The organism is Rosettibacter primus, from assembly GCF_036860675.1.
Taxonomy (GTDB): Bacteria; Bacteroidota; Ignavibacteria; order Ignavibacteriales; family Melioribacteraceae; genus Rosettibacter; species Rosettibacter primus.
The window spans coordinates 492,003-517,749 of the sequence record NZ_JAYKGK010000001.1 but is presented as its reverse complement, the minus strand read 5'-3'; the positions used below and the strand labels follow the sequence as shown (position 1 = coordinate 517,749).

19 protein-coding genes and 1 riboswitch are annotated in these 25,747 nt (G+C 31.9%); of the genes, 15 read left to right on the top strand and 4 right to left on the bottom strand.

All coding sequences use genetic code 11. The annotated features are described in order from the left end of the window. Positions 1-44: 44 nt before the first annotated feature. The 11 genes from VJY32_RS02225 (at position 45) to VJY32_RS02175 (ending at position 14,157) form a co-directional block, all read left to right on the top strand. Positions 45-1,325, top strand: a complete 1,281-nt coding sequence (locus VJY32_RS02225; protein ID WP_353676245.1) for a TolC family protein — start codon at positions 45-47, stop codon at positions 1,323-1,325. A 13-nt stretch (positions 1,326-1,338) separates the two neighbouring features. After that, a complete protein-coding gene (locus VJY32_RS02220; protein ID WP_353676244.1) occupies positions 1,339-3,033 on the top strand; it encodes an efflux RND transporter periplasmic adaptor subunit in 1,695 nt (564 codons plus the stop codon). Between the two features lie 200 nt (positions 3,034-3,233). Beyond that, positions 3,234-6,386, top strand: coding sequence for an efflux RND transporter permease subunit (locus tag VJY32_RS02215; protein WP_353676243.1), 3,153 nt, complete (start codon positions 3,234-3,236; stop codon positions 6,384-6,386). 127 nt (positions 6,387-6,513) lie between these two features. Continuing rightward, positions 6,514-6,969 (top strand): heavy metal-binding domain-containing protein, encoded by a 456-nt coding sequence (locus tag VJY32_RS02210; protein ID WP_353676242.1) that lies wholly within the window; start codon positions 6,514-6,516, stop codon positions 6,967-6,969. Between the two features lie 72 nt (positions 6,970-7,041). Next, positions 7,042-8,016: a double zinc ribbon domain-containing protein gene (locus VJY32_RS02205; RefSeq protein WP_353676241.1), complete on the top strand. Its 975-nt coding sequence runs from the start codon at positions 7,042-7,044 to the stop codon at positions 8,014-8,016. An 8-nt stretch (positions 8,017-8,024) separates the two neighbouring features. Further along, the gene (locus tag VJY32_RS02200) at positions 8,025-8,693 is read left to right on the top strand and encodes a Fe-S-containing protein (RefSeq protein WP_353676240.1); all 669 of its coding nucleotides are present in this window, start codon (positions 8,025-8,027) and stop codon (positions 8,691-8,693) included. A gap of 2 nt (positions 8,694-8,695) precedes the next feature. After that, entirely contained in the window at positions 8,696-9,856 is a 1,161-nt protein-coding gene (locus VJY32_RS02195) for an ABC transporter permease (RefSeq protein WP_353676239.1), read from the top strand. A gap of 16 nt (positions 9,857-9,872) precedes the next feature. Then, a complete protein-coding gene (locus VJY32_RS02190) occupies positions 9,873-10,595 on the top strand; it encodes an ABC transporter ATP-binding protein (protein WP_353676238.1) in 723 nt (240 codons plus the stop codon). A gap of 56 nt (positions 10,596-10,651) precedes the next feature. Continuing rightward, positions 10,652-11,239 carry a DUF2231 domain-containing protein gene (locus tag VJY32_RS02185; protein WP_353676237.1) on the top strand — a complete coding sequence of 196 codons (588 nt, stop codon included), beginning with the start codon at positions 10,652-10,654 and terminating at the stop codon, positions 11,237-11,239. Between the two features lie 651 nt (positions 11,240-11,890). Further along, positions 11,891-12,874, top strand: coding sequence for a c-type cytochrome (locus tag VJY32_RS02180; protein WP_353676236.1), 984 nt, complete (start codon positions 11,891-11,893; stop codon positions 12,872-12,874). 170 nt (positions 12,875-13,044) lie between these two features. Continuing rightward, positions 13,045-14,157: a VIT1/CCC1 transporter family protein gene (locus tag VJY32_RS02175; RefSeq protein WP_353676235.1), complete on the top strand. Its 1,113-nt coding sequence runs from the start codon at positions 13,045-13,047 to the stop codon at positions 14,155-14,157. A 724-nt stretch (positions 14,158-14,881) separates the two neighbouring features. Here the strand turns inward: VJY32_RS02175 and VJY32_RS02170 are convergent. Together VJY32_RS02170 and VJY32_RS02165 are read right to left on the bottom strand one after the other, a co-directional pair. Next, entirely contained in the window at positions 14,882-16,054 is a 1,173-nt protein-coding gene (locus VJY32_RS02170) for a hypothetical protein (protein ID WP_353676234.1), read from the bottom strand. Positions 16,055-16,067: 13 nt separating this feature from the next. Next, the gene (locus tag VJY32_RS02165; RefSeq protein WP_353676233.1) at positions 16,068-17,411 is read right to left on the bottom strand and encodes a multiheme c-type cytochrome; all 1,344 of its coding nucleotides are present in this window, start codon (positions 17,409-17,411) and stop codon (positions 16,068-16,070) included. 422 nt (positions 17,412-17,833) lie between these two features. Beyond that, positions 17,834-17,949, top strand: a riboswitch (TPP riboswitch). Between the two features lie 78 nt (positions 17,950-18,027). Here VJY32_RS02165 and thiC point away from each other — a divergent pair. From thiC to thiE, 4 genes are read left to right on the top strand one after another with little or no spacing between them, the layout of a single operon-like run. After that, positions 18,028-19,326 carry a phosphomethylpyrimidine synthase ThiC gene (thiC, locus tag VJY32_RS02160; protein ID WP_353676232.1) on the top strand — a complete coding sequence of 433 codons (1,299 nt, stop codon included), beginning with the start codon at positions 18,028-18,030 and terminating at the stop codon, positions 19,324-19,326. 2 nt (positions 19,327-19,328) lie between these two features. Next, positions 19,329-20,396, top strand: a complete 1,068-nt coding sequence (locus tag VJY32_RS02155; RefSeq protein ID WP_353676231.1) for an AIR synthase family protein — start codon at positions 19,329-19,331, stop codon at positions 20,394-20,396. A gap of 7 nt (positions 20,397-20,403) precedes the next feature. Beyond that, the gene (thiD, locus tag VJY32_RS02150) at positions 20,404-21,204 is read left to right on the top strand and encodes a bifunctional hydroxymethylpyrimidine kinase/phosphomethylpyrimidine kinase (RefSeq protein ID WP_353676230.1); all 801 of its coding nucleotides are present in this window, start codon (positions 20,404-20,406) and stop codon (positions 21,202-21,204) included. Then, a complete protein-coding gene (gene thiE / locus VJY32_RS02145) occupies positions 21,192-21,830 on the top strand; it encodes a thiamine phosphate synthase (protein WP_353676229.1) in 639 nt (212 codons plus the stop codon). The genes thiD and thiE overlap by 13 nt, the downstream gene beginning before the upstream one ends. Before the next feature lie 147 nt (positions 21,831-21,977). Here thiE and VJY32_RS02140 read toward each other — a convergent pair whose 3' ends face one another. Further along, positions 21,978-22,763, bottom strand: coding sequence for a PTS sugar transporter subunit IIA (locus tag VJY32_RS02140; protein ID WP_353676228.1), 786 nt, complete (start codon positions 22,761-22,763; stop codon positions 21,978-21,980). 2 nt (positions 22,764-22,765) lie between these two features. Next, a complete protein-coding gene (gene mgtA, locus VJY32_RS02135; protein WP_353676227.1) occupies positions 22,766-25,426 on the bottom strand; it encodes a magnesium-translocating P-type ATPase in 2,661 nt (886 codons plus the stop codon). Positions 25,427-25,747: the final 321 nt, after the last annotated feature.

The window sequence follows — 25,747 nt, the reverse complement described above, 5'->3', positions numbered from 1 at the left end:
TTAAATCGAATCAATAAAATCAAACAATGAAATTTGGAATATTTATGAGAAAAACAATAATTATTCTTTATGTGATGATGGCTTTCTTTGACATATTAAAAGCACAAAATCAAAAAACTTATCTTGATACCTTAATAACAGAAACACTGCAAAATAATCCTCAACTTAAGGCAGCTCAAAATCAATTTCTTAGTACTCAGAAAAAGATAAAACAAGTTACCGCCTGGGATGCGCCACAGGTTGGAATAGAATTTTTTCAGGTGCCAATTCAATCTTTTCCAAATCCATTAAAAAATAATATGGAAACAGACTATTTCGTCCAACAGATGATTCCTTTTCCCGGTAAACTAAAAGCAATGGGATTATCTGCAACTTATAATTCTAATATGTATGAAGAGCAGTTCAATGCATTAAAGAATAAAATAATCAGAGATTTAAAAAGTGCTTACTATGAACTTTATTTTGTTCAACGCAAAATTGAAATAAACAAAGAGAATCAAGAATTACTTCGACAGTTTATTGAAACAGCAAAAAAGCATTATGAAGTCGGAATGGGAAAGCAACCTGATATTATTCGTGCCCAAACAGAACTTTCATCATTGATTAACGAAGAAGTAAATCTTTACAAAGAGAAGAGAGATGTTGAAACTATGCTCAATACAATTTTAAATCGTCCGCCTTATCAGCCTTTTAAGGAGATAGATAGTATATATGAAACTATTCCAGAATTCAAATATCAGCAGCTGCTTCCAATTGCTTTATTGCATAGACCTGAATTGAAAGGGATGAAATTCAACATTGAAATGTATAAAAGTGAATTGAAAGCTTCTGAGTTGGAATTTTATCCAGATATTATGGTTAGAGTAATGTATAAAAATATGACTGATACAAAGAACGATTTTTGGTCTGCGATGGTAGGTGTAAATGTTCCAATTGCATTTTGGTCAAAAGATAAATACAGCGGAAAGGTTGAAGAAAATCAGTTGAATATCAAAACAGCCGAAGAGCAATTTAATTCTATAAAAAATATGATTTCTTACGAAGTTCAAAATGCAATTGTCAAATTAGAAACAAACAGAAATTTATATAACCTAAATAAAAACACTGTGATACCGCAAGCCAAACAAACACTTCAATCAACCTTGGCAGCATATAAAACTGGTAAAACCGAGTTCTTAATGTTAATTGATGCATACAGAATGCTTTTTATGGCAAAGTTAGATTTTTATATGAGCGAAATGAATTTAATGTTAGCAAAAGCACAATTAGAACAAGCAGTCGGTTTATCAATCAATGAAATTGTAGAAAATATAGAGAGAAAATAAAGGAGATTTTGTAATGAGAAAAATTATTATAACTGCAATTGTCTTCCTTATAATTGGATTAGGTATTGGATGGTTCGTCTTTAAATCAAGCATTCCATCTGTTCAACAAAAAGAAAGAAAGATTTTATATTATCGTAATCCAATGGATCCTACTCAAACTTCGCCTACACCTAAGAAAGCACCTGATGGAATGGATTACGTTCCTGTTTATGCTGACGAAGGAACTAAAAGTGGAGAAAAGAAAATTGCTTATTATAAAGACCCTATGCATCCGTGGTACACTTCTGATAAGCCGGGAATTGCGCCAGATTGCGGAATGGAATTAGTCCCTGTCTATGAAGGCGAAAGTGATGTAGAAGGAATTAAAATCGATCCAGTTGTAGTTCAAAATATTGGTGTGCGTGTAGAAACAGTAAAAAGACAAAAAATGCAAAAGGTAATTAGAACTACAGGTAAAATTGATTATGATGAAACAAAAGTTACAACTATCACAACAAAAATTATGGGCTGGATTGAAAAATTATATGTTGATTACACAGGCAAATATATCAGTAAAGGTCAACCGCTGTTTGAAATTTACAGTCCTGAACTTGTAAGCACACAAGAAGAATATCTTCAGGCAATTCGTTATCTAAAAAAAGTATCTCAAAGTTCTGCTGATGTAAAAGAAGGAGCCTTAGAATTAGTTAATAGTGCCAAGAGAAGATTGCTCTACTGGGATATTTCCGAGAAAGATATTGAAGAAATTGAAAGAAACAATGCACCTAAGAAAACTCTTACTATTTATTCGCCAGTCAATGGAATTGTTGTTGAAAAGATGGTTTATCAGGGTCAACAAATTATGGCTGGGATGGAATTATATAAAATTGCCGACCTTTCGACAGTCTGGGTTATGGCCGATATTTATCAAATGGATTTACCGTGGATTAAGCTAAGTCAAAGAGTTGAATTAGAATTATCTTACTTGCCTGGGAAAACTTATGAAGGCAGAGTTACTTACATTTATCCTTTCTTAAACGAAGAAACAAAAACTATAAAAGTAAGAACAGAAGTAAGAAATACTGCTAATTATGATTTTAAACCTGGAATGTTTGCTACTGTTAAATTTGTTTCACCCGTTTCAGTAGATGCTATTGTTGTTCCAAACCAGGCAATTATCCGTTCTGGCGAAAGAAACATAGCTGTAATTTCATTAGGCGGCGGTTACTTCGAGCCAAGAGAAATTAAATTGGGTGTTGAATCGGATGGATTAGTTCAGGTACTTGAAGGAATTAAAGAAGGTGAAAAAATTGTTGTCTCTTCTCAATTCCTGATTGATTCAGAAAGCAATCTTAAAGCCGCAATCCAGCAAATGAGCGGTCATAAAGGGATGGATATGAGCAAACCGACTGAAAAACAAAGTCCCTCGGAGGACCACAGCAAAATGAATATGGATTATAAAGAGAAACAGAAAAATGAAGTGAAATCAAAAAAATCTGAAAGTATTCATACAAAACACAACGAGAGTTCTATAATTCGCAAAGGAGTAATTGACTTAAAAGCAATTGATGAAAATAAGGATGGCAAACTTTATCAAGATTTGATGGATTGGAATGTAATTTCTGATAAGCCGGGTAAATGCCCAATTTGTGGAATGACACTAAAAGAATTAACAATTGATGAAGTTAAAGCAAATCTTGAGAAACATGGTTTTAAATATAAACAATAGATTTATGAGAATAATATGTATTGAACTCAACCCCCATGAAAAAATCCCTCTCTTCTTAAGAGAGGGACAAAGGGTGAGTTTATGATAGTAAAAACATCAAATGTACAAACAAAAGTTTATTAAGCGAATGACTGCAAGTTAATATTAAATCTAATTTCTGCTGTTGAATAAAATGCCTATAGAAAATAAATGGAGTAAAAATGTTAGAAAAAATAATAGAGTTTTCTGTAAAGAATAAATTTCTCGTTATACTTGCAACGGCTTTTATAATTGGAATTGGAATTTATTCATTAGTGAATACTCCTGTTGATGCTATTCCAGATTTGAGTGATGTGCAGGTTATTATTTATACAGAATATCCCGGACAATCACCAAGAATAGTAGAAGATCAGGTTACGTATCCATTAACAACCGCAATGGTCTCCGTCCCGGGTTCTAAAGTAGTGCGTGGTTATTCATTTTTTGGCTTTTCATTAGTTTATATAATTTTTGAAGATGGAACTGATATTTATTGGGCAAGAAGCAGAGTATTAGAATATCTTAACTATGCACAAAAAAGACTTCCTCCCAAGGTAGTTCCAACTTTAGGTCCGGATGCAACAGGTGTCGGCTGGATTTATGAATATAAACTCACATCTGATAAAAGGTCGCTTCAAGAACTTCGGTCGATTCAAGATTGGTATCTAAAATATGCACTTTCTTCTGTTGAAGGTGTAGCTGAAGTAGCAAGTATTGGCGGATATGTTAAACAATATCAAGTAACAGTCGACCCTGCAAAACTTCTTGCCTATAACATTCCCATTGATATGATAGAAATGGCAATAATGAAATCTAATAACGATGTTGGCGGCGAAGTAATTGAAATGGGTGAAATGGAATTTATGGTAAGAGGACTTGGCTACATCAAATCAATTGAGGATGTTGAAAATATTCCATTGATGGTAGATAAAAGAACTAATACACCTGTCTACTTAAAAGACGTTGCTGATGTAACGTTGGGTCCTTTAATGAGAAGAGGAATCGCAGAAGCTAATGGTGAAGGTGAAGTAGTTGGCGGAATAATAGTAATGAGGTATGGACAAAATGCTCTCAAGGTTATTAAAGATGTAAAAAACAAAATAGAAGAATTGAAAGCAGGGTTGCCTGATGATGTAAAAATTGAACCTGTATATGACCGTTCGGGATTAATTGAGCGAGCTATTGATACATTAAAAGAAAAACTTATTGAAGAAATAATAATTGTAGCTCTGGTTTGTATAATATTTTTAATGCATGCAAGAAGTGCGTTTGTAGCAGTCTTTACATTGCCCACGGCAATATTAATGTCTTTTATAATAATGCGCTGGCAGGGAATTAATGCAAACATAATGTCATTAGGCGGAATTGCAATAGCAATTGGTGCAATGGTGGATGCTGCGATTATTATGATTGAAAATGCACATAAACATATTGAACACGAAGCACTAAAACCACCCGAGGAAAGAAGAAATCGCTGGCAGTTGATTATTGATGCTTCAAAAGAAGTTGGTCCATCATTATTCTACTCACTGCTGGTAATAACTGTATCTTTCATTCCAGTATTTACACTCGAAGCCCAAGAAGGCAGATTGTTCAGACCACTGGCATTTACAAAAACATATTCAATGGCTGCTGCCGCAATTCTTTCTATTACAATTGTCCCAATACTTATGGGTTATTGGATTCGTGGTAAAATAATGCCAGAAGAAAAAAATCCAATCAATAGATTTCTTATTAAAATATATCATCCTGTTGTTGATTTTGTAATAAAGTACAACAAAGCTGTTATTGTTGCTGTATTAATTATTCTTGGTATAACAATAATTCCCTTCAAAAAAATTGGTTCTGAATTTATGCCGCCGCTCTATGAAGGTGATTTACTTTATATGCCTACAACAATGCCGGGGATTTCAATTACAAAGGCTAGAGAATTATTGCAGCAAACAGATAAAATCATTAAACAATTTCCAGAAGTTCATCATGTATTTGGCAAAATTGGTCGTGCAGAAACTGCAACAGACCCAGCTGGTCTTGATATGATTGAAACTACAATAATGTTAAAACCAGAAAGTGAATGGCGCCCAGGGATGACCCCCAAAAAACTTATAGATGAAATGGATAGAGCTATTCAATTCCCGGGTGTAACAAATGCATGGACAATGCCAATTAAAACAAGGATTGATATGCTCGCCACTGGAATTAAAACACCTGTCGGAATTAAAATTTCTGGACCCGATTTGGATACACTTCAAGAAATTGGTAGAAAGGTGGAAGCTGTAATGCGAACGGTACCCGGCACTTTAAGTGCATTTGCAGAAAGAGCTGTCGGTGGTAATTATATTGATATTGAAATTAATAGAAAAGAAGCCGCACGATACGGTTTGACAATTGATGATGTTCAAAAAGTTATTGAAACTGCAATGGGCGGTATGGCTATAACAAATACAGTAGAAGGATTGGAAAGATATACTGTTAACCTTCGCTACAGCAGAGAGTTGCGAGATAATATTGATGCTTTAAAAAGAGTTCTAATTCCAACTCCAACTGGAGAACAAGTTCCATTTGGTCAACTTGCAACTTTTACACCACGCAAAGGTCCTATGGTTGTTAGAAGCGAGGATACACGTCCTAATGCATGGGTCTACGTTGATATAAAAGATATTGATATTGGAACGTATGTTAAAAATGCTCAAAAAATAGTAGCTGAAAAAATTAAACTGCCTGCTGGTTATAATATTACCTGGAGCGGTGAATATGAATATATGCTGCGTGCTCAAGAACGATTGATGTTAGTAATTCCGATGACTTTATTCATAATCTTTGTAATTATATATCTCAATACTCGATCCTTAACTAAAGTAGCTATTGTATTTCTTGCAGTACCATTTTCACTTGTTGGTACTTTTTGGCTGCTTTATTTACTCGATTACAATTTAAGTATTGCAGTTTGGGTTGGAATAATTGCTCTCGCCGGCTTAGATGCAGAGACTGGTGTAGTTATGTTACTTTATCTTGATATTGCTTTTAAAGAATGGAAAGAAAAAGGATTGCTTACTGGATTGAAAGGACTTAAAGAAGCCATTCATCATGGTGCTGTTAAACGTGTACGTCCTAAGATTATGACTGCTTCTGTAATTATTGCTGGGTTAATTCCAATTATGTGGAGTCACGGAACTGGTGCAGATGTAATGAAACGAATTGCAGCACCTATGATTGGCGGTGTTGTTACTTCAGTTTTGATGGAATTAGCTGTTTATCCTGTAATTTATTACCTCTGGCGTTCATGGGAAATGAAAAAAGAAGCAAAGAAAAAAGGAATAGAATTAGAATCTTAAAAAAGGAATTTATATGACAGCAAGAAGACTTGAGTAAAACTTAAATTGCAAAAAAAATAAAGCAAGATTTACAATTCTGATAAGCAATAAATCATAATTAAAAAATTATTAAATAAAGGAAAAGAAAATGAAAGCAATAAAAATCTTTAGAAATTTATTAATAGTAATTGTACTGCTAACTAGTGCCACTTTATTAGCACAAGTGAAAAAAGACACTTCTAAAAATAAACACAAAACTATGAAACACAGTCATCAAATGATGCACGATTCATCAAGCCAGCATCATATGCACGATATGAAAATGATGAAAGACTCAACTTATCAAATGATGAATGGAGAACATAAAATGACTGAAGGGAAGAAATCCCCTTTAATTAGAGAAGGTGAAATCGATTTGAATGCAATTGATGAAAATAAAGACGGAAAAGTTTTTCAAGACCAAATGGATTGGAATGTAATTTCCGATAAACCCGGTGAATGCCCGTTATGCGGAATGAATCTAAAAGAGGTAACTCTTCAGCAGGCAAAAGAAAATTTACTCAAACATAATTTTAAGGTTAAAAATGGCGTAGAGCAGAAATAATCTGCTCTACTTTATATAGATGAATGCTGTCAGCTTTATGTTGACAGCATTCGTTAATAAGTGAGGTTGATTATGAAATGTATTAAGTGTGGTTTTGATAATAATATCGAAAATAACTTTTGCATAAACTGCGGCAATCGTTTAGATAAAAATGAACACTCGGGAGAAATTATTTGTGAGTCTTGTGGAGCAGTTAATGAGCTCACAAATAATTATTGTACTTCTTGTGGTGAAAACTTGAAATCTCCGAGTAGCAAAAATTTGGAAGAAAGTTCTGCTAATCAACAATTAAGATACAACAAGCCACATAAGAAAAAGAAAAGTAAGCATTATAATATTGTCAATAATCGAACTCGTTTGACAAGTCAAAAACATCTGCCGGAAAAGAAGTTGAATTTTAAGCCATTACTTGTTTCGATAGTTATTTTTATAATCTCTTATCTTGTCTATGTTATAATCGACTCACAATTAGATAAGAAAAATTTATATGAACAAAAAGTATTCGAGGTAAAAAGCTCTAATCCTGCAGTAGAAGCACAGGTTTATGAAATCGCTTCTAAGTTTGCTTGTTCCTGTGGCACCTGCGGCGAAGAATCATTGGAAAAATGTACCTGCCCGAGAGCCGTTGAAGAAAGACAGTTTATTAGAGATTATGTTGCAACTAATCAAAAACGAGAAGATATATTACTTGCTGTTGCAAACAAATATGGTTTCTTAAAATCTCAGTATGCTTCGGAGGTAAAAGGTATTGACAAATCAAAAATATTTGAAACCAAACAAATAATTAAACCTGATAATGTTGTACTAAACAATAATATTAGTCTGGACAAAATAGCAGCCGTTTCCGATAAAGATGCAATTTATTTGCAGTTTAATTGTCCTTGCGGTAAATGCACTATTGATGAATTAAAAGATTGCAATTGTACCCATCCTAATGGTGCTAATGAAGTAAAAAGATTTATTGATGAAAAAATTTCTGAAAATAGATACACTGTAAACCAAGTAATTGAATTAGTTAATAGTAAATATGGCGGGAAAAAAATATAAGGTGAATTATGGCTAAAATATTATACTGCCCAAGCTGTGGTCATAAACTTATTGAAGCTGCGATTTATTGCCCGAATTGCGGCAATAAAGTAAGTGGTAATAAAAGTCATTCTAAAAAAGAGCGAGTTATAAATTATAGAAATAATCACGGCAAAAATAATTTATATATTTTAGTTATCTTAATAATATTTGTCGGGGCTATATTTTATTATCTAAAGTCTCAGCCCTCGAAGGAACTTGAAATAATTGAGAAGCAGCCTAAAGTTGCAGATAATGTAAGTTATCCTCCGACTCGATATGACCACGCATATACAATAACTTTTACAAAAAACAATAAAATTATTCTTCCTCTAAATTTAATAAAAGAAAAGAAGTTTGTTCGTTTTCAAGTAGTAGGCAATAATGAATCTGCAGTTCCAATACTTGCATATCTAACAGAAGATGGAAAAGTTGTTACTGCAATTAGTATGTGCGAACCATGTAACTCAACCGAATTTCATATTGAGGGGAATAATTTAATTTGTAATTCATGCGGCACTACATGGAATCTAAATGATTTAAATGCTGTAAGCGGTTCATGCGGAAGATACCCGCCTGATCCAATTCCAAGTAAAGTTGTGGGTAATGAGATTCAAATTGATGAATATCTAGTAACTAATTGGAAAAGAAGAGTTTAATTATGAAGATATACACAATATCTTTACAAAGTTTAAGAAGAAAAAAAGCAAAAACATTTTTTCTATTAACCGGCTTAATGCTGTCGGTTTCTTCGGTTGTTATGCTCTTTACAGTAAGTAAAAATGTTAATTCGAACGTTGCATCTCTTCTTGATGAGTTTGGAGCTAATATTATTATTACACCAAAATCAGGCGAGCTTTCTTTCAATTATGCAGGTATTTCTGTCAATAGCACAACGTATGAATTATATGAATTAAAAAATGATGATATAGATAAGATAAGGACTATAAAGAACAGGAAAAATATCAGCATAATAGCGCCCAAGTTGTTTGTTCTTGAAGAAATTAATGGCAAGAAAATTATAATTACCGGCATAGACATGAAAGAAGAAGTGCGTCTTAAAAAGTGGTGGAAAATTTATGGGAAAATTCCTTCATCGGATAATGAGATTTTAGTGGGATCTAAAGCTATGGAAAAATTATCAATTAGATTAAATGATAAGATTCAAGTTGCAGGCCATTTTTTTATTGTTGCAGGATTTATTGAAGAGACTGGTTCTCAAGATGATGCGATGATATTTATGCCAATAAAAACAGTGCAGCAATTATTCAATAAAAAAGATAAAATCAGTCTTATTGAAGTTGCAGCATTATGTTATGATTGTCCTATTGAAGAAATTGTAAGGCAGACATCTAAGGTGCTGCCAAATGCAAATGTCACACCAATCAAACAGACTATCGAATCGAAAATGACAGCTGTGCATCGCTTTGAACATTTTTCTTTTGGTATATCTGCAGTAATTCTAATTATAAGTATGCTGATTGTTTTTACTAATGTGAATGCTTCTGTAAATGAACGAACAAAGGAGATTGGAATTTTTCAAGCTCTTGGTTTTAGAAGAACTCACATAATGAAAATCATATTACTTGAGGTACTAATTGCAAGTTTATTTGCCGGGCTGTTAGGGTTTATTTTAGGGATTATTGGTTCAAAGTTTATTGTTCCGCTTCTTACAATGGATGAGAATATAAAAATCAATTATGAATTTGGATTGATTTTCTTTTCAGCAGGATTTTCTTTACTCATAGGTTTCATGGCAGGAATATATCCTGCTTTTAGAGCTACGCAGTTAGACCCAACAACTGCATTTAGAGCATTATAAAAATTAGGAATAATTTATGAGCTTTATTGAAATAAAAAATCTTATTAAAGAATATCAGACCGGAACAGAAAAAGTATATGCTGTAAATGATGTATCGTTAAATATTGAGGGAAATGATTTTGTGATGCTGCTTGGTCAATCGGGTTCTGGTAAAAGTACTCTGCTTACGATATTGGGTGGATTAAATAAACCTACATCAGGAGAAATTATTGTTGATGAAATTAATCTCTATAAACTTAATTCAAAACAAAGAGCTGATTTTAGAAGAGAATATATTGGATTTATTTTTCAAAATTTTCAATTGATTCCCTATCTAACAGTAGAAGAAAATGTAATGCTGCCTTTAGCTATATCTGGATACACAAAAACCGAAAAAAGAGAAATTGTTTTTTCGTTGTTAACAAAAGTGAAATTGGCTGACAAATCAAAAAGGCTTATAAATGAATTGAGTGGTGGTGAACAGCAAAGAGTCGCAATTGCACGTGCTCTCGTTAATGACCCTTTGATAATCTTAGCCGACGAACCAACCGGCAATCTGGATTCTAAAACCAGCAATTATATTATGAATATTTTTACAGAATTAAACAACGAAGGCAAAACAATTGTAGTCGCTACTCACAACAAGGAATTTATCAAATATGCTAATAGAAGAATTGAGTTGTCAGATGGTAAAATTATTAAAGCCGATTATATGCCGATTGAAATGGAAATTGTCCATTCGATTAATCCGATTAGGTGAATGGTAATTATTTACTAAGTATAATTAATTATATAAAAAATTTTTCAGGAAAATCGATGAAGAAAATAATTATCATTTTAATCTTTTTATTAATCACTGTTGCAATTTATGCCCACGAAGGTCATAAAGAAAAAACAAAACCCGATACTGTAACTATAGTTAATGGGGATACAATTGCAGTAAATGGTAAGCCAACGAATAAAATAGTTAATAAACAAGAATTGGCTGAAAAGAAAGAACCAGAATTTGTTCTTAAACCTGTCGAAGCAATGTTTGAACATTTACATAATAAAATTGTTCATTTTCCGATAGCACTTTCCGCAGGAGCTTTTTTACTAATGTTCTTTTATCTGAAAGATGAAAGATACAGAAAAGCAGTTTTTGCATTAATTCTTTTGACTTTTTTATCGGCTGTTGGTGCATATTTTACAGGGGAAGCACAAAAGACAGCTTTTGAAAATACAAATAAGATGTGGGTTGCAGAAACACATGAACTGTTAGGAACCTTTTCTGCAATTTCAATTTTTGCGTGGCTTATATCATTATTGTCTGTTAAGTATAAAAAAATATCTCTGATTATATCATTGATAACAATTACTTTGGTCTTAGTAACAGGATTTTTCGGAGGAGTATTAGCTCATTGATTATTTCTAATAGGCAATGTTTGAACAACTAATTTTTTTAATAAAGTATTTGGTAGATTAAAATGTTTAAAAATATTAATTGTAATGCGAGATTTATCTTGCTGATTACGAGAAATAATTTTTTCAATATTTTTTAGCAAAAATAAATTTCATTTTACAATTATCAAACAACTTCCGAACATGAAGGGAGATAAAGCAATGTTGTGGAGAAGAATTTGGATTTTCAATTATTAATTACACATATTTAGGCAAATAAAGAATAAGCAGCTGTATTGGTTTTAATTTGTTTTTCCCGAGGGGATTCATTTAGAACAATTATTTTCTTTGACATACCTATCCACCCATTGGTGAATTAAAAGCAAGTTTTCAAAAGTTAAGGTTATTATTCAAGAAGTTAATACATCAATATCTATAAAAATATTTTTTAATTGCATTAAAAATAATTTTTGAAGATATTGAATTAAGAATAATATTTTAAAAAGTTGCATTCTATAAAACTTAGTGTTTATTAATTTTTTCTTAATTATAAATTTCTTCCCGAATAATATCTTCAATTATAAAAGCTGAATTTTAGCGGATACAACTTTTTATATTGCCTTTATTATTCAAACATTATTTTTATCAATAATTATTAAAACGAAAGGAAAAACAATGAATAAATTTTTTAAAATTACTTTATATACTATTATTGGGGTGGTTTTCATTTTTATCATTTTTCTAATTTACTTTAACTCAACATATCCCAAAGTAGATTTACCTTCCAATAAAAAGATTGAATTTTCGGAAGCCAGATTGGAAAGAGGAAAATACCTTGCAAATCATGTGACTGTCTGTATAGATTGTCATTCAATTAGAGATTGGACGAAGTATTCCGGACCGGTTAAGCCAAATACATTAGGTATGGGTGGAGAAATTTTTGATGAAAATTTTGCTGGTGTACCAGGGGTGATTTATTCTAAAAATATAACTCCGTATAACATTAGTAGATATTCAGATGGTGAATTAATGAGAGTGATTACTAATGGTGTAACAAAAGAATCAGAAGCTTTATTTCCTTTGATGCCTTACATGGGTTACAATAAATTAACAGAAGAAGATTTGTATTCAATTATAGTTTATATTCGTTCATTGGAACCAATTAAAAATGAAGTGCCTGAAAGGTCATTACATTTTCCTGTAAATTTTTTAGTAAAAACTATTCCACCTAAATCATATAATCCATCTTCAGAACCAGATAAAAATAATACAATAGAATATGGAAAATATCTTGTAACAATTGCTGGTTGTGTCCATTGCCATACTGAAATGGTAAAAGGGGAACCAGTAATTGAAAAAGCTTTTGCAGGGGGATTTGAATTTAATTTTCCATCCGGAAAAATTAAATCTGCAAATATTACACCAGATAAAGAAACTGGTATTGGATTATGGACAAGAGAACAATTTATCAAACGTTTTAAAATGATGGAGCCTGATAGTAATGTTATTCCTTCTGTTGGACCTAAAGATTTTAATACACCAATGCCCTGGACTATGTATGCAGGAATGACAAATGCAGATTTAGGTGCAATATATGATTATTTGAAAACATTGAAACCAATAAGGAACAATGTTATAAGGTTTACTCCATCAAAGTAAAATAATCATCTTGGATTGTTGAGTAATAATTTTTTTTATTTTTCAAATGAAAGAAAATTTTATGATTTCTTATTGCAAATTAAGAACCACAATTAAAAGTTTTTGTGGTGATAATAATTTAGTTAGAGCAACTAAATTCAATCAATATTATCTCATTAAGATATTTAGTTATGATAGACAATAAAACAAAAAAAATCTGGAAGAAAAGAATTCAGGAAGAAGTTGATGCTGCATTTTTATATCATACTCTTTGTGAATTAGTATCTGATGAAAAGAAAAAATCTTTATATAAAAAACTTGCATCAATCGAAGAAAAGCACATTAGCATTTGGATTGAGCATTTGAATAAGAATTTAATTTCTGTCGATAATCTTAAACCAACGTTAAAAGCAAGATTGCTCAGTAAATTAAGTAGAAAGTATGGATCTTTATTTCTTTCAAAGCTAATGTTAAGAGAGGAATCATCAGAAGTAAAATCATATCTTAATTTATATAAAAATTCACGGGCAGAACAAACTAAAGACATAGCATTAAAATTAGCACGGGATTCTGCTGCACATGCAAAATCACTTATGGTGTCAATTGGAGAACAATCAGAACCGTGGCACACAGCAGAATCAGGTGGACTTATTAGAAATATAGTTTATGGTTTTAATGATGGATTAACTGCAAATTTTGGATTAATTGCAGGAGTTATTGGGGCATCTGCTCAGTCTCATATCATTTTGATTTCTGGTATTGCAGGGATGATTGCAGATGCATTGTCGATGGGTTCTTCTGGTTACTTAGCTGCTATGAGTGAGAAAGAAGTTTACGAACATGAAAAAGCAATGGAATCCGAAGAAATTAAACTTATGCCAGAACTTGAAACTGAAGAACTTGCATTAATTTATGAAGCCAAAGGAATTGATAAGGATGAAGCAATGAAAAGAGCTATAGAAATTATGCAAAATCCTGAACAAGCTCTCGAAGATAAAATGCATGAAGAACTTGGTTTAGCAGAACGAAACATTAGTCCATTTACAGAAGGTTGGGTTACAGGTCTTGCCACTGCAATAGGAGCATTAATACCAATATTCCCTTTTTTCTTTTTAGAAGGAAGATTAGCAATATGGACATCATTTGTAGTTTCGATGTTGATGCATTTTGCTGTTGGTGCAGCCAGAAGCTTTTTTACAGGTCGAGGTATTTTTCGAAGCGGATTTGATATGTTTGTTGTTGGATTTGGTGTTGCAGTAGTGGGCTATTTTATTGGTGACTTAGTATTAAAAATTTTAATGTAGTTTTTAATTTGATGATTTGTTTATAATTAATTATCAAATATATATACTTTATTTTTCTTCTTAAGAATTTTTTGATACAATTTTTACATGCCATTCTTACCACTTAATATCAGCTCAGTAGAAAATTAGGATGTTAGATTTAATTCTAAATTATAAACTGAAAGTGAAATTAGTAAGAGAGATTTATGAATTTCAAGATTTTTTGAAAAAGAGCAGTATGATTAAAATGCTACTATTAATTTACTAAATTAAATAAGCGTAGTTCAAAATGAATATAAAGAGCCTAAGCATTTGCGATGATCAATGTATGAAATGATGAGATAAATTTATTGATGGGTATAAGAAAAGTAAGAATAAATATCTTGATATAAAATTATGATATGATCCTTATTATAAAAATAAAGTAAAAGAATTAAATGAAATAATAAATTGCTGAATGGAAAATGTATTATTTAATTTATTTTCTTTTCTGTGGGAATCCAAGTAAAAATCTGGAAATTTTATTGCTTATATATAAACTGCCAAAATAATTATTGACCAAGTTTCTATGAATGATAAATCCCTATAGCTGACAATGAAGTTAATATACTGTAAAAATATCCTATAAAATTCCGCTCTTAAGTTTGATATTTAATATAAATTAAATCACCAAAAATGGTTTACTTATAAATCATTATAAATTTTGGGCTGTCTTAATTTTTATTTCTTAGACAGCCCATTAATATTAAAATGCTGATACAATACCGATTGAAAATTGATTATATTTTTTTTCGATGCTATAAGTGTATTCACCTACCAAGCGTATATTTCTTCTTAAGAGATAACCCAAGCTTATTGTTGTGCTGTTATAATCAAGTTCGTTGAAATCAGAATCAACCCAGTTATATAAAAGAACTCCGTACCATTTACTTTCATCACCTTTTGGAGTATAAATTAACTCGCATATAACCCCTTTTGTTTTAAAATTTTTCATGAAAAATTCTGCACTGTCATCTTTTCTTTCCGCATATTGATAATTCAATTCAAGTATGTCTTTCAGCTTTAAGGTTGCGTCGATTCCCCACATATTAAAAGTGTTTGTAAATTTTCTTGATTTATCATCAACTAAATTTTCTTTGCCATAATAGCCAAAACTTCCGATACGAATTCCTTCAATTATATCTTGTGAAATTCTTCCAAAGAAATTTTTGTATTTATCATTATCAAAAATTTTAAAACTATTTGCTGCACCAATTCCTGTCCCGTTTAATACTTCAAAGATTATATCTGTTTTTGTTGGCAAACCATAAGTCAACATTAAACCTCTGTCGTATGTAAGATTTGCATTCGACAAACCGGGTTTTACTCTATAAATATGATAATCTTCAAAAGTTAATCTTAATTCACGCTTGAAGAGTGGATCTGATATTTGAAATTGTCCAACATATAAATCTAAATCTTGGCCAAACAAATTATTGAACATGATGAATGCATCTTCAAGACCGGCTACATCTCCTCTTTCGCTCAAAAAGAAGTAAAAGTAATAAGAAATATTATTTGTTAATGCACCGCCTGATAATAATTTTATAAGATATGGAGCAGAAAAATCAAATCGTTCTGATTCTTGATTGTTATAAGTTACATAGCCTTCCAATCTTATAGCTAATGGAATTTCTCTTAATAAAGATAATTGGTCATCTCCAGTATCGATAAAATATCTTGGAGCATCTTTATCACCAAGAACAAATCCGTTGCCTGCAAATTCATCTCCATAATCTTTTAATTTCGGAAAAGGAGAGTGACATGTTTGGCAGCTCATATTATATTTTCGCGCAAATGAAGGAATTGCATATAAATTTTGAGAGCAGAATATTATTACTAAATAAATAGTAATAAGAGAAAAAAATAATTTTTTCATAAAGTCACCTTTATTATTGTAGAATTGTAACTTCAGTTGAATGTTCATTTACTTTTATAATTTGAGATTCACTTTCGGGAACGCCAAGAAAATCGGCAACTGGTTTAACAAGTAATTGATAATTTAGTGTTGCTGTAACTTTTAATTTCCCTGGTGCTATGTTATTAGGAACTTTGAAAGTGAAGGTTTCAATTTTTGTTTCGCGAGGACCAATTCTATAATCAACTCCGAGTGATGCAGTATTCCATTGTTGAATTGTCATTCTTCCTTGAGGGTCAAAATATGGCATTCTAAAAATTCTATCACCTATAGGAATTCCATCTCTTTGAACACCTTTGAAGTTAGGGTCATTAAGTGCAATGCCCATATCTTGATAAGCAAGAACATCACTTCCAATTGTATATTCTTCACCTTCAAAACCTTTTTTATCTACAGGTATATGATAAACATTCCCTTTTGAATCTACTGCTTCAACATGCAGCCATACGATTCTATCTTCAACTGAACCAGTTGGAAACTTATGTCCAGTTTTCTGATTGAACAAAGCTAAAGTAAATTTAACAACGCTTCCAGGTTCTACTTCTCTAATATCAGGATTAATTCTTAATTCAATAACACCTTGAACTTTTCCGGGGTCATGAGCTCCGTGAAAAAGATGTAGTCTTGCATCAGGATACTTAGCCCCCATCGAAGCAGTTTTGAATTCTGCTTTTGGCATATGACAATCCTGGCATTGAACACCTTCTTTTGCATAAGGTCCTTCTTTCCATTCGAGATGAGTTGATTTAACCCAAACATCATAAGGAGATTTTTCATTATGACAAATCCCACAAAAATCACCTGACTTCAGTAATGGGTTTACTTCAATTTCATGTGCAGGAGATAAAATTTCAGGTTTACGAGAAGCAAATTTGGTTCTGCCAGGTTTCATTATGTAATTAAAATTATATGGTGTGTCGCCAGCATAACCAGCGATGCTATGACAAACTTCACAGGATACAGATTCATTTGCTCTTGAATTTTTACTTGGTAATGGCGGAGGAACATCTCCTGCAACATATGCAAGCGGTGAATGACAACCATTACAACCTGCTTTTACTTCTGCAACCTTTTCATCTTTTTCGGCATGAGGTACAGCTAACTTAAAATATTCTATTTCATCCCATTCATGAGTATATGCCTGCGACATCATTGCTTGTTTCCATTGCTGATAAAAATCTGTATGACATGCTGAACCACAATACTCAGGTGTTTTAAAATCATCATACTTGAAAGTGCCAAGTCCTGTCTGTGCATGAATATTAAAAAAAATAATGTTGTATGTAAGAATTATTAAAATAAATTTATTGAACTTCATATACCCTCCATAAAATATTGAACAATCTGAACACAACATAAATAGAAACTTCAATTAATACAATAATTATTTTAGCATTATGAAATTGAAAAATGATATGAAATATTTTGTCTTACTCTTAAATTTTTTTGTGAAATAATTTAGGGGAATTTTAATCAACAAATTTTATTCAAAGTAAATAAGATGTAAAATTTTTTAGCATTCTTGATAAATTGAATGTTTAAAACTAACTTGTCGATGTAAAAATTTTTAAGTGTCGAAGAAAAAGACAATTTTATTACACTAACAAATGATAAATTAAGAACATCATGATGATTCTTATTAATATTTTTTAATTAGTTTTTAATATTTGCAAAATCTTGTCCATATAAAATTCTAAGTTGATATTAAAAATTCTATTAGTTTATTGACATAAAATAAAAAAGTATTACCGAGGAAGCTGGGGACAACCCGGCTGAGAGGAAGTCTGGAATGCGACTTCGGCCTTTTGAACCTGATCCGGGTAATACCGGCGTAGGGAAGGTAAAGAATAAAAATTCCCTTCTTTAAGCCAAAATTATCCTGCCCCATTGCTTCCATCGGTGTTAAATAAATAACTAAAATGATGGAGGCTCAAATGACTCAATTAGATTTTGCACGCGCAGGCAAAATAACAGATGCTATGCTGTATGTTGCCGAAAAAGAAAACAAAAATCCGGAAGAAATCCGTGAACTTGTAAGTTCAGGGAAAGTGGTAATTCCCGCCAATATAAATCATCATAATCTCAATAAATTTACAGGTATTGGTGAATCACTTTCTGTAAAAATTAATACCAACATTGGTACATCTTATGACTATATAAATATTGATGAAGAAATTGAAAAAGCGAAAATAGCAATTGAATATGGCACAGATACTTTAATGGATTTATCTACTGGCGGCGATTTACAATTTATCCGTCAACAAATTTTAAATATTTGTGAAGTCCCATTGGGCACTGTTCCCATTTATGAAGCTGAATTTAGAGTTGCTAAAAGATCATCAATTTATGATATGACCGATGAAGATTTATTCGAAGTAATTGAAGATCACGGTAAACAGGGAGTTGATTATATCACAGTTCATTGTGGAATTACTTTTGAAACATTACGAAGATACCAAAACGAAAATAGAATTACGGGAATTGTTTCTCGAGGTGGCGGTTTAATAGCTGCATGGATGCTTAAAAACAAAGAAGAAAACCCTCTATATAAATATTATGATAGGCTTCTTGAGATTGCACATGAATATGATATGACATTGTCTCTTGGTGATGGATTAAGACCCGGAAGTTTGAATGATTCTACAGATAGAGCACAAATTGCAGAATTAATGATAATTGGTGAATTGGTAGAAAGAGCACGCAAAGCTGGAGTTCAAACGATGGTTGAAGGACCAGGTCACATTCCTCTTAATGAAATACAAACAAATGTGCAAATTCAGAAAAAGCTTACTAAGAATGCTCCTTTTTATATTCTTGGAATGCTGCCTACTGATGTAGCAGCAGGATTTGACCACATTGCAGGTGCAATTGGCGGGGCGCTTGCCGGCTGGTATGGCGCTGATATGTTATGCTACATAACCCCTGCAGAGCATGTCGGTCTTCCAACAGTAACTGATGTGAAAGATGGCGTTATTGCTTTTAAAATTGCAGCTCATGTTGCTGATATAGCTCGAGGAAATAAAGATGCTCTTGAAAGAAATAAAAAAATGAGCGAAGCTCGTTACAAATTAGATTGGGATAAGCAATTTGAATTAGCTTTATATGGCAACGAAGCAAAGAAAATTTTTGAAAAAAGAGCAAGCAAAACTGATGCATGCTCAATGTGCGGTCCTTTCTGCCCAATGAATTTGGTTGAAAATACAATTCGTAAAAATAAATTAGTAGAGGTATAAATATGAAAAAAGCTGAATTTCCTGCTATTGGGAAAATTAGTCCTGAATTTTTTAATCATTATATTTATCCTCAACTTGGTGCAAAAAGAAATGATGTATTGGTTCCTCCTCATCATGGAATTGATATTGGTATTGTTCAAGTATCGAACGAAACAGTAATGGCAATTACTACAGACCCAATTTATATTGTTCCACAATATGGCTGGGAAAAGGCTGCTTGGTTCGCATGGCATATTTTAGCAAGTGATGTTACAACAAGTGGATTCCCACCAGCTTATGCAGTTTTTGATTTTAATTTACCCATGAGCATTACCGAAGATGAATTTGAAAAGGTATGGAATGTAATTCATCACGAATGTGAGAAATATGGAACAGCTGTAATTACAGGTCATACTGCAAGATATACTGGAACAGATTACCCAATGGTTGGTGGCGCTACCTTTATTGCACTTGGACCTAAAGATAAATATCTAACTCCAAATATGGCTCAAGTTGGTGATGCTGTTATTATCACTAAAGGAGCAGCAATCGAAGCTGTAGGAATTTTTGCCAATACATTTAAAAATTACATTAAAGAAAAATTAGGTGATGAAATATTTTTTAAGGCTGAAAATTTATTTTATAAAATGAGCACAGTTGATGATGCGCTGACAGCAGTTAAAATTGGAGTTAGAGAAGAAGGAATTACTTCAATGCACGATGCAACAGAATGCGGTGTAATCGGTGGTGTTTATGAAGTAGCTCAAGCAAGTAATAAAGGGATTATTATTTATAAAGATAAAATTCCCGTTTTACCAGAAGTTAAATCTGTATGCGAACTATTCAATATGGACCCTTATATTTCAATTAGTGAGGGGACATTAGTAATTACTGTAAGACCGCATAAAGTTGATTTACTTATTAATGAATTAAGTGACAAAGGAATTCATTGTGCTGTAGTTGGTGAAATACTTCCCTTAGAAAAGGGAAGATGGATTGTTGAGAACAATCAAACTAAACAATTAGAACATCCACGAGTAGACCCGTTCTGGCAAGCAATAGCAAAAGCTTTTGAAATGAAAATTAATTAGAGTAAAAGTGAAAACAATTTCAAAAGTATTAACAATTGCAGGAAGTGATAGCAGTGCTGGTGCAGGCATTCAAGCAGATTTGAAAACTTTTATGGCATTAAATGTTTATGGCACTAGTGCTATCACTTCCATTACTGTCCAAAACACACAAGGAATCGAATCTGTATATGATTTACCCGGTTTCTTAGTTTATAAGCAAATTAAATCTATAATCTCAGATATTGGTGTTGATGCTGCAAAAACAGGTATGCTTTCTAATTCAGATATAATTGAAAATGTAGCTTCTGCGATTCATGAATTTAATATTAATAAATTAATTGTTGACCCAGTATTAAAAGCAAAAGACGAAACTGACTTATTAAAGGAAAATTCACTAAATGTTTTTAAGCAAAAAATATTATTAGTGGCATTGGTAATTACCCCCAATATTTTTGAAGCAGAAATTCTTTCTGGTATTAAAATTTCTACAAAAGATGATATGATACTGGCGGCAGAACAAATTTATAAACTTGGGCCCAAATACGTTGTAATTAAAGGTGGGCATCTATCTTTTAATAATATAGTTGTTGATTTAATTTACTCAAAAGATAAGATCGAATATTTAGAAAATCCTTTTATTCAAACAAAAAATACTCATGGCATAGGTTGCACTTTTTCTGCTGCTATTACAGCATATATTGCAAAAGGTTACGATGTATTCTCATCAATTAAAAATGCAAGAGCTTATATTCAGAATGCATTACAAAATGAAATTCAAATTGGAAAAGGTTTTGGTCCATTAAATCACGGGTGGCTATGGCAAAAATAAGAGGTATCTATGCAATCACTGATGAGAATCTAATTCCTGACATTAGCTTGGAAACAATGGTAGAAAAAGCAATCTTAGGGGGTGTAAATATTATTCAGCTAAGGGATAAATATTTTCCTTTTGAAAAGAGAATCGAACGAGCAAAAAGATTAAAAGAGATTACTAAGAAATATAACATTCCATTAATAATTAATGATGACCCATATGTTGCACTTGAAAGTGATGCTGATGGAGTTCATTTAGGAAAAGAAGATTTGGGGGCAAATGAAATAGAGAGTTTTAATAAAATCAAAAGTCTTCTCAAGAAAAAGATTATTGGAATTTCATGTTATAACAATTTAGAAAGAGCAATTACATTTGAAAAGTTAGGTGCAACTTATGTTGCTTTTGGAGCTGTTTTTAATTCACCTACAAAACCAAGTGAAATGTGTATCAGTTCATTAGATTTTTTCAAATCAGCCAAGAAGAGATTAAAAATTCCAGTAGTTGCAATTGGAGGAATTAATTCTGAAAACTATCAATTATTACTGGATTATAAAGTTGATGCAATTGCAATTATTTCGGCAATATTTAACGGGGATCCATACTTGAATGCAAAAAAATTCAAATCAGATTTATGGGAATAAATTTCATTATATTATACTTATTGCAATAAGGTTGATAATCTTTCAAATCCTGTTCTGGAAGAATGCCTATTGAATAATCTTGCAGTTTTTCTTATGAAATCTGGCAAGTGTAATGATGTAATCTTAATTACACTATTTTAATACTTATTATTTGCTTAATATTTTTATAGCAATACAATCAATTAGAGCTCTATTTGATATAAATTCTGTAGAATATCTTTTAATAATTCTCCAGCCCGAAATTTCTGTGTTACCATTAATTGAAAGTTTATCGAGACTACTCAAAGATTTTTCAACAGAGTCAAATAATTCTTTGTTTTGAGTCAATAAAATAATTTTTCCATTTGTATCTTTTATTATTGTAATAGGTTCAATAATTAAGTCCGATAAAATTTGTGGTGGAAGTTTTTGTAAACTTTCTCTAACTTCCAGTTGAATCATCCTTGCACGTGCCTCAGGTCCCACAAAGTCTTTTGCAGTGCTAATCATATCGAGTAAATAATTTCTGACTGAATTTAAGTCATTGAATGATTTTAACTTATTCTCGTCGTGCAATTCCATTAAAGCTTTAGCAATGTTGGAAACCTCTTTTAAATATTGATTTCTTTGATTACTCGGAACAAGGTACATAATCACGATATGAACTGGGTTATTATCCGAAGCTCCGTAGTTTATACCATTAGGACTCCAACCGACAGCACATAACAAATCACCTTCAAAAGGAACACGTGCATGAGGAACTGCAAATCCTTTTCCCAAAGCTGTGTTAAAACTTTCTTCTCTTTTTAATACTAATCCTGCAACATCCGTATTATTTGGAACGGATGGAATTGCTTCCAGAATGTGGGATAAAAATTGCAATGCATGATTTTTATCATTATCCGGAAGTTCAATCAGTCTTCCTTCTTGAAGAGCATCAAGCAGTGTATCCATCTTTAATTATCTCCAAATTTTTTGAAGAACCAGGTTTTTATAAAGTGAGTTAATATTCCATAAGAAATTAAAAAACTAATAATCCAAAACCAATAAATTGTTGGTAATGCAACAAATCCAAATGATTCAGCAAAGGGAGAATAAGGAAGCCATGCACCAATTGCCATAATTAATATTGTTGTCAATGTCATTGATAAAGAGGCTCTGCTTTTGAAAAACGGGATTTTTTTTGTACGAATTATGTGCACAATAAGAGTTTGAGTTAGTAATGATTCTACAAACCAGCCAGTTTGAAAAAGACTTTCTAAATAATTTTTTTGTTGTAGAGTTGTTGTGGGATTAAGATAATCTTTTGCATTAAAGAAAAACCACATCAATCCAAAAGTAGCATAATCGAAAATAGAACTAATTGGCCCAATAAAAATCATAAATTTTTTTATGTTATCAATATTCCATTTTAAAGGCTTTTCAATCAATTCTTTGTCAACATTATCCGTTGGAATTCCAGTTTGTGAAAAATCATAAAGAAGATTATTGGTTAATATCTGAACTGGCTTCATTGGCAAAAATGGGAATAAATAACTTGCACCGAGAACGCTAAACATATTTCCAAAATTAGAACTTGCCCCCATTCTGATATATTTTATAATATTTGCGAATACTTTTCTGCCTTCAATAATTCCTTCTTCGAGAACCATTAAACTTTTTTCGAGAAGTACAATATCTGCAGATTCCTTAGCAACATCAGCAGCACTATCGACAGAGATGCCAACATCTGCAGCACGAAGTGACTGTGCATCATTTATTCCATCGCCCATATAACCAACTACATGTTTTGATTCTCTTAATTCATAAATTACTTTTTCTTTTTGTGAAGGTGATAGTTTTGCAAAAACATTTGCTTCTTCAATTACTCTTTTAAATTCTTCAGGACTCATTTTATCAATTTCATCACCAGTTACGATTTTAGTAATTTTTAATCCAACATCATTACAAACCTTTTTAGTCACCAGAGCATTATCACCGGTAAGGATTTTTACTTCAATACCATTATTGTGCAAAGCTGCAATTGCTTCGGCAGCAGATTCTTTGGGTGGATCATAGAAGGCAATATAACCAAGAAGAATCATGTCACTTTCATCAGCTATTGTAAATGTCTTTTTCTCTTTTGGAAACTCTTTATATGCAATTGCTAAAACACGATATCCATCATTATTTAAATCTTCTACCTCTTCATAAAGATCATTCTGCAGCATTGGAATAAGAGGATAGATTTCATCATCAACCTGATACCTGTTGCAGACAGAAAAAATTTCTTCGACAGCTCCTTTGCAAATCAAAACGTGATCTCCCTCATATTCAACGACAACAGACATTCTTCTTCTCTGGAAATCAAATGGAAGCTCATCAACAAGCTGACATTTTGCCTCAACATTTAAATTGATATGGGAAATTATTGCGCGGTCAATTAAATTTCTTAGGCCAGTTTGATAAAAACTGTTTAAGTATGCATAAAGCAAAACATCATTACTTTCTTTGCCAGTAATATCAACATGTTTTTCTAAAACTACCTTGTCTTGTGTTAATGTGCCGGTTTTATCTGTGCACAAAATGTCAATCGCACCAAAATTTTGAATAGAACTTAGATGTTTTACTATAACTTTCTTTTTGGACATAGTCAAAGCACCTTTAGCTAAATTTACAGTAACAATCATTGGCAGCATTTCGGGTGTTAAGCCAACTGCAATAGAAATTCCAAATAGCAGTGCTTCAATCCAGTTGCCTTTTGTAATTCCAACAACCATAAAAACTACAAAAACCATTATTATCATAAATCGAATCATCAAGAAGGTAAACGATTTAATACCTTTATCAAAACTGGTCTCCGGGCGCCTTTCAATTAATCGTTCTGAAATAGAACCGAAATAAGTTTTTGTTCCAGTATTAACAACAACACCACGAGCACTACCACTTATTACATTACTTCCTTGAAAACATGCGTTCGAAAGATCAAATACATAGTTGCTTTGAATTTGTTGTGGATCTGATTTCTTTTCAATTGGCATTGATTCACCGGTTAAAACAGATTGGCTTACAAAGAAATCTTTTGCGCTAATTAATCTTAAATCAGCTGGTATAATAGAGCCAGCTTGAAGTAGAACAACATCACCCGGAACAATTTCGGGGATTGGGATTTCTACTTCTTTTCCATCTCTTAAAGTAACAACGTGAGTTTGAACTCTTTTACCTAACGCTTCAACAGCTTTATTTGACCTTCTATCAAGAACATAAGATAATCCAACACTCAAAAGCACCATGCAGCTTACAATGAATGTAGATTTTATTTCGCCTATAATGCCAGAAACTATTGCAATTATCAAAAGCTGAATTACGAGTGGACTTTTCATACGATTGAAAATATCTTCCCAAAAACCAATTGTTTTAGTGTGAGCAAGTTCATTTCTTCCATATTCATCTAATCTTCGTTCAGCTTCTTCCTGGCTTAATCCTTGAAATGAGGTATTTAGTTTTGTAATTGCTTCTTGTGCTGTTGATTGGCAGATTTCAATGAGTAATTTTTCGTGCTCTGATATGGTATGAGGAGCTTTAGCTTCTTTTGTAATTGTAGAAGAAGAAATTTTTGAGAAGATAGATTTTGTCATAATATCTCCTGCAAATTAATAAGGCAAACTTATTGGCAATCGAAGATTTTTAAAATCTTGTAAAGAAAATTTTTGTATCAAAAAAGAAGTTAAAATATTTTTCATTGGCACCTCCTTAAGTAAAGTCCTCTTGGAGATGAACCAATGAAAATTAGAGGCTCATTTCCAAGGGAAGGTATATGTTAAGTTGTATAAATTACATTTGTTGGCGCCAGGTTCGTCTGAATCAGGCATTTAATATCCTAAGTTGTTTATAATAACTTTTACAAAAATAAATAAATTTTACTCAATAGTAATAAACATGCTTATTTAATTTTAATT

Coding starts and splice junctions, on each gene's coding strand:
- VJY32_RS02225 (WP_353676245.1), top strand. CDS start 45: ATGAGAAAAACAATAATTATTCTTTATGTGATGATGGCTTTCTTTGAC.
- VJY32_RS02220 (WP_353676244.1), top strand. CDS start 1,339: ATGAGAAAAATTATTATAACTGCAATTGTCTTCCTTATAATTGGATTA.
- VJY32_RS02215 (WP_353676243.1), top strand. CDS start 3,234: ATGTTAGAAAAAATAATAGAGTTTTCTGTAAAGAATAAATTTCTCGTT.
- VJY32_RS02210 (WP_353676242.1), top strand. CDS start 6,514: ATGAAAGCAATAAAAATCTTTAGAAATTTATTAATAGTAATTGTACTG.
- VJY32_RS02205 (WP_353676241.1), top strand. CDS start 7,042: ATGAAATGTATTAAGTGTGGTTTTGATAATAATATCGAAAATAACTTT.
- VJY32_RS02200 (WP_353676240.1), top strand. CDS start 8,025: ATGGCTAAAATATTATACTGCCCAAGCTGTGGTCATAAACTTATTGAA.
- VJY32_RS02195 (WP_353676239.1), top strand. CDS start 8,696: ATGAAGATATACACAATATCTTTACAAAGTTTAAGAAGAAAAAAAGCA.
- VJY32_RS02190 (WP_353676238.1), top strand. CDS start 9,873: ATGAGCTTTATTGAAATAAAAAATCTTATTAAAGAATATCAGACCGGA.
- VJY32_RS02185 (WP_353676237.1), top strand. CDS start 10,652: ATGAAGAAAATAATTATCATTTTAATCTTTTTATTAATCACTGTTGCA.
- VJY32_RS02180 (WP_353676236.1), top strand. CDS start 11,891: ATGAATAAATTTTTTAAAATTACTTTATATACTATTATTGGGGTGGTT.
- VJY32_RS02175 (WP_353676235.1), top strand. CDS start 13,045: ATGATAGACAATAAAACAAAAAAAATCTGGAAGAAAAGAATTCAGGAA.
- VJY32_RS02170 (WP_353676234.1), bottom strand. CDS start 16,054: ATGAAAAAATTATTTTTTTCTCTTATTACTATTTATTTAGTAATAATA.
- VJY32_RS02165 (WP_353676233.1), bottom strand. CDS start 17,411: ATGAAGTTCAATAAATTTATTTTAATAATTCTTACATACAACATTATT.
- thiC (WP_353676232.1), top strand. CDS start 18,028: ATGACTCAATTAGATTTTGCACGCGCAGGCAAAATAACAGATGCTATG.
- VJY32_RS02155 (WP_353676231.1), top strand. CDS start 19,329: ATGAAAAAAGCTGAATTTCCTGCTATTGGGAAAATTAGTCCTGAATTT.
- thiE (WP_353676229.1), top strand. CDS start 21,192: ATGGCAAAAATAAGAGGTATCTATGCAATCACTGATGAGAATCTAATT.
- VJY32_RS02140 (WP_353676228.1), bottom strand. CDS start 22,763: ATGGATACACTGCTTGATGCTCTTCAAGAAGGAAGACTGATTGAACTT.
- mgtA (WP_353676227.1), bottom strand. CDS start 25,426: ATGACAAAATCTATCTTCTCAAAAATTTCTTCTTCTACAATTACAAAA.